The sequence below is a fragment of the Ruegeria sp. AG7 genome (assembly GCF_056541545.1).
Genome location: NZ_JBQFYP010000037.1, coordinates 1 through 6,327, shown reverse-complemented (window position 1 = coordinate 6,327; position 6,327 = coordinate 1). Strand labels below are relative to the sequence as shown.

At 56.7% G+C, this 6,327-nt stretch carries 7 protein-coding genes; 3 read left to right on the top strand and 4 right to left on the bottom strand.

Annotated features, from left to right (window positions below; translation table 11 throughout):
- Positions 1 to 269, top strand: a 269-nt coding sequence (locus ACR0BF_RS20125; protein ID WP_480625656.1) for a hypothetical protein, incomplete at its 5' end; no start/stop codon positions are given.
- A gap of 473 nt (positions 270 to 742) precedes the next feature.
- Here the strand turns inward: ACR0BF_RS20125 and ACR0BF_RS20120 are convergent.
- From ACR0BF_RS20120 to ACR0BF_RS20105, 4 genes are read right to left on the bottom strand one after another with little or no spacing between them, the layout of a single operon-like run.
- A complete protein-coding gene (locus ACR0BF_RS20120; RefSeq protein ID WP_480608333.1) occupies positions 743 to 1,114 on the bottom strand; it encodes a hypothetical protein in 372 nt (123 codons plus the stop codon).
- Between the two features lie 48 nt (positions 1,115 to 1,162).
- A complete protein-coding gene (locus ACR0BF_RS20115; RefSeq protein WP_480477721.1) occupies positions 1,163 to 1,381 on the bottom strand; it encodes a glycine zipper 2TM domain-containing protein in 219 nt (72 codons plus the stop codon).
- Positions 1,382 to 1,401: 20 nt separating this feature from the next.
- A complete protein-coding gene (locus tag ACR0BF_RS20110) occupies positions 1,402 to 2,406 on the bottom strand; it encodes a DUF1214 domain-containing protein (RefSeq protein ID WP_480625655.1) in 1,005 nt (334 codons plus the stop codon).
- Positions 2,407 to 2,421: 15 nt separating this feature from the next.
- On the bottom strand, positions 2,422 to 3,486 hold the full coding sequence (locus ACR0BF_RS20105) for a DUF1214 domain-containing protein (protein ID WP_480623966.1): 1,065 nt from the start codon (positions 3,484 to 3,486) through the stop codon (positions 2,422 to 2,424).
- 150 nt (positions 3,487 to 3,636) lie between these two features.
- Here ACR0BF_RS20105 and ACR0BF_RS20100 point away from each other — a divergent pair, with 150 nt between their 5' ends.
- Together ACR0BF_RS20100 and ACR0BF_RS20095 are read left to right on the top strand one after the other, a co-directional pair.
- Positions 3,637 to 4,662, top strand: coding sequence for a helix-turn-helix domain-containing protein (locus ACR0BF_RS20100; protein ID WP_480608340.1), 1,026 nt, complete (start codon positions 3,637 to 3,639; stop codon positions 4,660 to 4,662).
- Positions 4,663 to 4,926: 264 nt separating this feature from the next.
- Positions 4,927 to 6,102, top strand: a complete 1,176-nt coding sequence (locus ACR0BF_RS20095) for an alpha/beta hydrolase (protein WP_480625654.1) — start codon at positions 4,927 to 4,929, stop codon at positions 6,100 to 6,102.
- The last annotated feature ends 225 nt before the right edge of the window (positions 6,103 to 6,327 follow it).

The following is a 6,327-nucleotide window of genomic DNA, read 5'->3' as shown; positions in this document are numbered from 1 at the left end:
TGATCTTCGTTTTTGGGCGCCTTCTTTTGCGAGGCGCTTTGGGTCATTTGCATCCAGTGCCCGCCGGTTCAAAAGATTTGGACCCTCAAGATGCGCTGTTCACATGCGAAGTGTCGGGGCGATACCTTTCCATATCAGGTTGCCAAAACCAGCCCGCACAGGAATTCCAGTTTAGCATTGCCGCCGCTTTGAAACCATCCTTGGACCGAAGTGAAACCTCTTTCCCAAGGATCGCGCTGAACAAACAAAACGGTCTAGATTCGTGTTAATTTGTGCTCCATTTAGGTCTTTATCGTGAAAAATGTATCAAATTGATTGGCTGGTCAAGAAAAACCAACAAAAAGCCACACAATTGCGAGCTGCTTCTACTTTGGGACAAAGGTAATGCCCTGAATGAGTTTCACCCAATCGAAATCCCACTGAATCGCGCCATGTTTCCCAGAGGCTTCGACCCCAGAGTTGGGCAAGGCCAGGGTGAGAAAACAACAAGCAAGCTTTCTTCTGAAACACAGGATAGTGCGGTTTGAGCTGGACAGCCAAGAGCGTCACAGCTGCGTTGCGAATCTCTTCACGGCTGGAGACAATCGTGCTTTGTGACAAATGCCCTTCACCTTGATGTGCATCTTACCCAATGCACAGCGGGCTTGGCATGGTCCTTTGCGCCCGTGCGCCGTTTCATTTTGCAAAAGACTTATGAAGAAGCTGGCAGCCGCATTCGGCGGCCGATTGTTAATGCAGCGGATTATTCGAACTCTTCAAAGGTTTCCCTCACAGCATCGTCCACTGCCCCAGCCAGCAACCTGCCACCGTCGTTGTCGCAGGCGTCTTCAAGCTCTTCGACGAACTCGGTCTTGAGGTCGCCCAGATATTCTTCCGGGACGGTAGCCACGACATCGATCTGACGGTTATAGAGCGACACCATCGCCATGAGACGCACGATCTGGCTTACCTGATCGGGGTCATCCTCGTGCTCTGCAAGAACACTGGCGCAGCTAAGATGCATGAACGGTGCAGCTGCGGCGATGATTTCGTCCATCTCCGCATCGGCAGAGGCAGTGCTCGCCAGCGCTGCAATGCACATCCCGAAAATTGCCGTTAGGGGAACTCGTTTCATGTGATCTACCTCATTTCTTCAACAGTGTGCGGCACGTGCAGCGTGGCCTTAACGCTTTTTACGATAGCCAGCGATGGCACCGACGACGGCTCCGGCTTTTGCGCCGTCACTGCCGGATACGAGGTACCCCACCCCAGCCCCCACGACGGCACCGCCAACCGTGTTCTTCGTTCGTTGCGACTGGGCCTCGGCTGGCAGCGGCAAGGCCAGGATTGCGGCCATCAGCAGGGCGAGTGCGGTGGCCTGTGACTTTGTCGAAAACTGCATATCTCGGTCTCCTTATCGGTTCAGTTGATCCGTTCAGCCGATGGAAAGGTCCAGCTTCCATCCAGAATTTCGGCGCGCGGCTGGTACAGGCGGACGGTGTAATTCCAGCTTGGCGGGGTCGGGATACAGTTGATCCGGCCATCGTCACATGCACCGAAGTGGATAGTGTATGACCCGTCCTCGTTGGGCTTGGCTGAAACGTTGTTGTAACTGTTGCGGCCAAGCTCGTTCGGCTCAAGATAGCCGTCGGCATTGTAAACGGTGATCGACCAAAACGCGTCGACCGGGACGTCGTTGACCGTGATTGCATGGGGCGTCTCGCCATCATTTGCATCGACACTGGAGATCACGGCCGAGGCTGTGGTCGCCGGTTGCCCTGCCCAACCAGCGATGGCGCCGACCAGGTGATCAATCGGGTCGACCTCGTCCTTGCGGCCAAAGGCATTGGCCGCATCAAAGCCGACCGCGCTTGCCAGATCGTTCACCGCCTTGCGCGCCTCGGCCAGGCTTTCCATATCCCAGTCCGGCGCTTCGAACGGGCCGTTGCCACCGCCGCTGAGCCCGATCCCGTCCTGCGCCGCATGCGCTCTGGCCAGATCTTCGGCATCCGTGGCATCGGCGAATGTACGGAACAGGACAAAGGCAAAGCGCGTGCCGACATTGTCCTCGGTCAGGTCATAGGTGCCCGGCGTCGCCTCGACAAAGGCATAGTGATCCTGGCTGATAGCCAGCATCGACTGAAAACGGCCATCGCCGTCGGGCAGGGTGATGTGGACCGGCTGGGACAGGTCGAGGATCACGGCGGAATAAAGCGTGTCCTGATTTGCGCGGATGATCGGCTGCGGAGCATCCGCCGAAACCAGCGTACGTTCGTGAACGATTTCGCCCACGCCCACCCCATTGGCGGCAAGATTTGCCCGGATCATCGTGTCAGATTCCGCCCGCACAAGGTTGTGGATGCTCACCTCCTCTGACGCGGCAATCGAGGGCACACACAGCGCAAGGGCAAAAAGAAGACGTCGCATGAGAAATCCTTTCCGTTAATTCAAAAGGCGAACTGGGGGGAAGCTCCACGTCCCATCGAGAACCTCGGGCCCGGGCTGATACATCCGCACGGTATAGTTCCAGCCCTCCATGATCGGCAGGCAGTTGACCCGCCCATCCATACACCCGCTCAGGTGAATGGTCATTGATCCATCACCATTGCGCGCACCTGTCACTGAATTGACGTTATAGGCACCTTGCGCGTTGGGCTGGAAAAAGCCCCTGGCGTTATAAAGGCTGACAGACCAGAACGCCCCGACCGGCACCTCGGCGGGAACATCGATGCGATACTCGGCCACTGGCAGATTTGGTTCTACACTGACGTAATAGGCCTCATGCTCGGGCAACCCACCCCAACCGCCAGCGGTGCCGATCAGATGCCGGACCGCCTGAACCTGATCACGCGCGCCGAACATATGGGAACTGTCCGGCACATAGGGGCCGAGGGCCAGAATGCTCTGTAACAGCCCCTCAAAACTGGCTTCGTCATAATTGGGAAGGATGAACGGACGGGCCGACCCGGCCTCGACCAGCATCTGGTCCTGCAACGCGTTGACGGTGGCCACATCCGAAGGATCGGCGGCATCGACCAACACGCGCATGAAGACGACAACATAGGGCGTGCCAAAAGTCTCGACATCCAGCGCATAGGTGCCACCACCGTGAAACACCTCTTCGATGTAATGATCCTGATTGAGAACCATTGCGGTCATATAGCGGCCATCTGCATTTGGCAGCGTCAGGGTTGCGCCTTCGCTGATGTCGATAACAGCGGTGCTGTACAGCGTGTCGCGGTTCATCCGGATAGTTGGTTGATCATCCACCGGGGTCGGTTCGCGAAAGTGAAAGAACCTGTTCACTCCTCCGGCCAGTGACACATATTTGCCCAGCTCAAGATCAGTCGCGGCGCGGGTGAAATTGTCGATGGTAACCGGGATCTCGCGGCTGTCAGTTAAACTGTCGACGGTTGTGTCCATATCCTGCGCATACGCCGCCTGAGCCCAGATCGTGGCCAGCAACGTCAGCGACTGACTGAGAGAGAGGGGGAAAGACTTACTCACGAACATGTCCCTTAAGAAATCACAGGTTTCGTCGGTGATGACGGGTTGAGGGAACGGCGGTGTAACCCGTTGTCGCAGGGCGATTGTGCAGCGCCTTGACGGGTTGTGTCACCGGACAATTCCCGACAAACTAACCCAATGCGTCGAAACATGGTTACAATTCGCGAGTTGGCCCATGTCGTGGAACTGCTTGAAGATTTCGCCGGAGCGAGCACCGTTGCGGACGCCCTTCAAGCGGTCGGCCTGGACCGTTCTGTTCTATCGCTGAAAGCGGGTTTTGCACCCTACGCATCAGAGGGCATTCTGGTTGAAACGGTGGCCCGTGCGATGGGCGACAGGCTTCTTGGTGCCCGGATTGGCCGCAAATTCGATTACGCGCGTTACGGCGCGTATTCAAATTTTGTGCTGAGCGCGCCTGACCTGGCTACCGCGCTGGCGCGCGGGGCACGGGCGTTCTTGCTGATACACCCAGGTTCAGAGATCGTATTTCGTCAGACCGAGACCCATGTCGTGGTCGGGCGCAGTGCAGTCGGGCTGACGGTCATGGGTCACAAACATCTGGACGAAGGCTCGGTGTTTGTCCTCGCTACCGTTATCCGCCACTTTCTGGGCGAAGGCTGGCACCCGGACTGGATTGAACTGCCACATGAGGCGCGAGTCGATGTCCCGAAGATCGAAGAGATGATTGGCGCCCCCGTGCGTCTTCGGGACAGCCCGCCCGGTATTGCCATCCGACTGGGCGATTTGCAAACGCGCAACCCTTCGCCCCGCAGTCTGGACGCGAACATTGATCTTGATGATCTGGCGGCGTTGATGGGCGTTAATCCTGTGCAGACCATTGGGGATGCAGTGGAACAGGTATTGCAGATCACTGTCGCAAACGCGGATATGTCAGAGGATACCGTGGCAAGCCATCTTGCAATAGGGCCGCGAACCCTGCAGCGCGCGCTGCGTCAGGAAGGCACGTCCTTCAACGCCGTCCAAACCCGCTTTGCAAAAAGCAAGGCACAGCATTTGCTGACCCAGACCGACAGGTCTATTGACCAGATCGCCAGTACGCTTGGCTATAAAGATCCCCGCAGCTTCCGACGCGCCTTCAACCGCTGGACAGGCGTTTCGCCCTCTCTCTATCGAACCCAGCAACGCGCAGGATCTGACCCGGTTTTGGCAGACTAGACCCATCGAGGTCGTGCCCGGTGCGGGCGCCGGGCATCGAAACCGCACCCAATTTGCGGCTGATACTTATGGTCGCGCGTGGCAATAAACGATTGCCAATGTCGGACTATTTGCAAAAGAAATGTGTGAAATCTTGTGCCGCAAATTCACAAAGCGGCCGGAATATGACGGAGCGTTAAGGGTCTGATGCGTAGGTTTTGGTGGCTATTGATCTGTGTCGCCCTGACTGGGTGTGCAGCGAAAACCTACAATGAAATTGACATTATGCCTTCGCCAACGGTCTTTGCTGATGGCACGCTTGATCCATTCGAGGATGTGACCGAGGGCAATTTCGAGTCGCGGGCGCGACTGTTTTACGCAACAGACCGCCAGCCCGCAGGACCGGACGACCCACAGAAAAGCTACAATAACGCACGGGGGCAAGTGCTGCGGGCAGGTGTCGCGCAGGTTGCGTCGGACCCGCCGCTTGAAAGCTGGGAAAATGCACGGCGCATAACACTCGCCGCGGCGCGGGATCAGGACTATAGGCTGCGTGTGGTGGGCGTGGCCGAGACCGGCATCTTGCCGTTCAGCGCAATCAAATACATGGATACCCCACCCAGCCGTGTCGAAGTTGAAGCCGCCGGTCGCCGTTTTGCGTCACAAATTAATGCGCAGTTGGCGCAATCGGCCAACAAGGACATTTTCATCTACATCCACGGCTATAATGTGGACTTCGACTATTCCACCCTAGTCTCAAGCCAGTTGCAGCATTTTCTGGGCTATCAGGGCGCTTTCATCAGTTACAACTGGACAGCAACCCCAAATGCGCTGGCCTATTTCCGTGATCAGGAATCGGCGCTGGCCTCGCGACGTTATCTGCGCGAGTTGATTGCCTTTCTCTCGACCCATACCAATGCCCGTCGCATCCACCTGATCGGCTACAGCGCCGGGACAAGGCTGGCCTTTGACGCCGCCTATCAAATCGCGTTGGGGGCCGAGGGAAACGCGCGGTTGGGCAAACTCATCCTGATCGGCAGCGATCTAGACCGTGCTTATTTCATTCATGCTATCGAGGACGGTCTACTCGATGCGGTTACGGACCTGACGATCTATCAGTCGCAAACGGATTCCGCCCTGGCGATGTCTAGGCTCGTCTTTGGCCGCAAGCGCGTCGGAGAGACCTCGCCCCCCGGCGAAGCAGTGCCTGCGGTGCAAGCGGAATTGGCCCGGACCCCAAGGCTGCATGTCATCGACGTGACGGATGCCGAAGAGGCGGGCAATGGCAACGGACATTGGTATTTCCGGTCTTCACCATGGGCCAGCAGCGATCTTTTCCTATCATTGCTGACCAACAAAGACCCCGCCGCGCGCGGTCTGGTGCGCGCACCCGGAGAGATCATCTGGCGTTTTCCAGATGATTATCCGCAAAGGATCAGGGAACTGGGGCGTTTTTACTGAAGGAAAGGAACCGTTAGGTTTTCCCCGTCTGTTCGCTATTCTGGCTAGCTTCCCACACGAAGCTTCGTCTGATCATTCCGAATCTCATAAGTAAGTTTATCCATAGGTCAGGCTTATGACTTTGAAGGTATAATCGATTTTTCTTGGCATATTAATCTGTCAAGATGCGAATGCTCAAATGTGAATTTAACGCCGCGCAAGAATGGCGAACCTGTCAAACAATTC

Coding starts and splice junctions, on each gene's coding strand:
- ACR0BF_RS20120 (WP_480608333.1), bottom strand. CDS start 1,114: ATGAAACGAGTTCCCCTAACGGCAATTTTCGGGATGTGCATTGCAGCG.
- ACR0BF_RS20115 (WP_480477721.1), bottom strand. CDS start 1,381: ATGCAGTTTTCGACAAAGTCACAGGCCACCGCACTCGCCCTGCTGATG.
- ACR0BF_RS20110 (WP_480625655.1), bottom strand. CDS start 2,406: ATGCGACGTCTTCTTTTTGCCCTTGCGCTGTGTGTGCCCTCGATTGCC.
- ACR0BF_RS20100 (WP_480608340.1), top strand. CDS start 3,637: ATGGTTACAATTCGCGAGTTGGCCCATGTCGTGGAACTGCTTGAAGAT.
- ACR0BF_RS20095 (WP_480625654.1), top strand. CDS start 4,927: ATGCCTTCGCCAACGGTCTTTGCTGATGGCACGCTTGATCCATTCGAG.